The organism is Streptomyces triticirhizae (genome assembly GCF_003696235.1).
GTDB classification, from domain to species: Bacteria; Actinomycetota; Actinomycetes; order Streptomycetales; family Streptomycetaceae; genus Streptomyces; species Streptomyces triticirhizae.
The window spans coordinates 1-1,957 of the sequence record NZ_RFFJ01000376.1; the positions used below are offsets into that span (position 1 = coordinate 1).

Below are 1,957 nucleotides of genomic sequence, written 5' to 3' on the forward strand. Positions count from 1 at the left end.
CGCCGGCCCGCCGGCGCTGCGGGCACGCGGCGCCGGGCGCGGCCCGCTGCCCCGGGCGCTGCACCCCGGCGCCTGGTGGCTGTGGGCGCTGTGCCTGGCGGTGGTCGCCAGCCGCACCACCAACCCGCTGCTGCTGGCCTGCCTCATCGCGGTCGCCGGCCTGGTGGTGGCCCGGCGCAGGGGCGACGCGCCCTGGGCGCTGTCGTTCCGGATGTATCTGCTCTTCGGCGCGGTGATCGTGGTGCTGCGGGTGCTCTTCCGGATCGTCTTCGGCGGCGGGGGCGGCGAGACGGTGCTGCTGCGCCTGCCGGAGATCCCGCTGCCCGAAGCCGCCGCCGGCATCCGGCTGTTGGGCCCGGTGGCCGCCGAGGAGGTGCTCGGTGGGGCGTATGACGGGCTGCGGCTGGCGGCCATGGTGATCTGTGTGGGCGCGGCCAACGCGCTGGCCAACCCGAAGCGGCTGCTGAAGACCCTGCCGGGCGCGCTGCACGAGATCGGCACCTCGGTGGTGGTGGCGCTGAGCGTGGCGCCGCAGCTGGTGGAGAGCGTCGGTCGGGTGCGCCGGGCGCGGCGGCTGCGGGGCGGCGTCGGCAAGGGGCGGCGTGCGGTGCGCGGGATTCTGATCCCGGTGCTGGAGGACGCCCTCAGCCGCTCGCTGGCGTTGGCGTCGGCGATGGCCTCGCGTGGCTACGGCCGCACGGGCGCGGTGACCGGCGGGCAACGGGCGCTGGTCGGTTCCCTGGTGGTCGGCGGGCTGCTCGGGGTGTGCGCCGGGCTGTACGGGCTGTTGGACGGCTCGGCGCCGACGGCCCTCGGACTGCCGCTGCTGCTGGGCGGGTTGGCCGTCGCGGTGGCGGGCCTGGCGGCGGGCGGGCGGCGGGTGCGGCGCACCGGCTACCGACCCGACCGGTGGCGGGCCGCCGAACTCCTCACCGTGGGCGCCGGGTTGGCCGCCGCGCTGGTGATGCACCTGGCCAGCCGCGTGGACCCGACGGACGTCTATCCGTCGTTGACGCCGCTGAGTTGGCCCGAGGTCTCGGCGTTGCCGCTGGCCGCGATCCTGCTGGGCCTGTTGCCCGGCTATCTCACCCCGCCCCCGCCGCCGTCGGAGGTGTCCGGGTGATCGACTTCGACGCGGTCTCCTTCCACTATCCCGACGCGGCCGAACCGGTCCTGCGGGATGTCGAACTGCATCTGGCCGAGGGTGAGTTGTGCCTGGTCGCCGGCCGGACCGGGGTGGGCAAGTCCACGCTGCTGGGCGCGGTCAACGGGCTGGTGCCCCGGTTCACCGGCGGCCGGCTGGCCGGCCGGGTCAGCGTGGCGGGGCAGTCCACGGCCGACCGGCCGCCACAGGAGTTCGCCGCACTGGTCGGCGTGGTCGGGCAGGACCCGTTGGCCGGCTTTGTCACCGACACGGTGGAGGAGGAACTCGCTTACGCCATGGAGCAGTTGGCGGTGCCGCCCGAGGTGATGCGGAAGCGGGTCGAGGAGACGCTGGACCTGCTGGGCATCGCCGAGCTGCGGCACCGGGCGCTGCGCACCCTCTCCGGGGGGCAGCAGCAACGGGTCGCGATCGGCTCGGTGTTCACCACGCTTCCGCAGGTGCTGGTGTTGGACGAGCCGACGTCGGCGCTGGACCCGACGGCCGCCGAGGAGGTGCTGGCCGCCGTGCTGCGGCTGGTGCACGACCTGGGCACGACGGTGCTGATCGCCGAGCACCGCATGGAGCGGGTGCTCCAGTACGCGGACCGGCTGCTGTATCTGCCGGGCGACGGCACGGTGCGCGAGGGGCCGCCGCAGGAGCTGCTGCCCGAGATGGAAGTGGCGCCGCCCGTCGTGGAGTTGGGGCGGGTCGCCGGCTGGAGCCCGCTGCCGCTCTCGGTGCGGGACGCCCGCCGGCACGCCCCGGCGCTGCGCCGCCGGCTGGCCGGGCAGGGGCCGCCGGCCGGACCGGGCC

The 1,957-nt window shown here is 75.9% G+C and carries 2 protein-coding genes; both read left to right on the plus strand.

Annotated elements, in window-relative coordinates; translation table 11 throughout:
* On the plus strand, positions 1-1,123 hold a 1,123-nt coding region (locus EBN88_RS29710), incomplete at its 5' end, for a CbiQ family ECF transporter T component (protein ID WP_456114812.1).
* A partial coding sequence (locus EBN88_RS29715) for an ABC transporter ATP-binding protein (protein ID WP_147472919.1) occupies positions 1,120-1,957 on the plus strand: 838 nt, incomplete at its 3' end. The genes EBN88_RS29710 and EBN88_RS29715, both read left to right, overlap by 4 nt.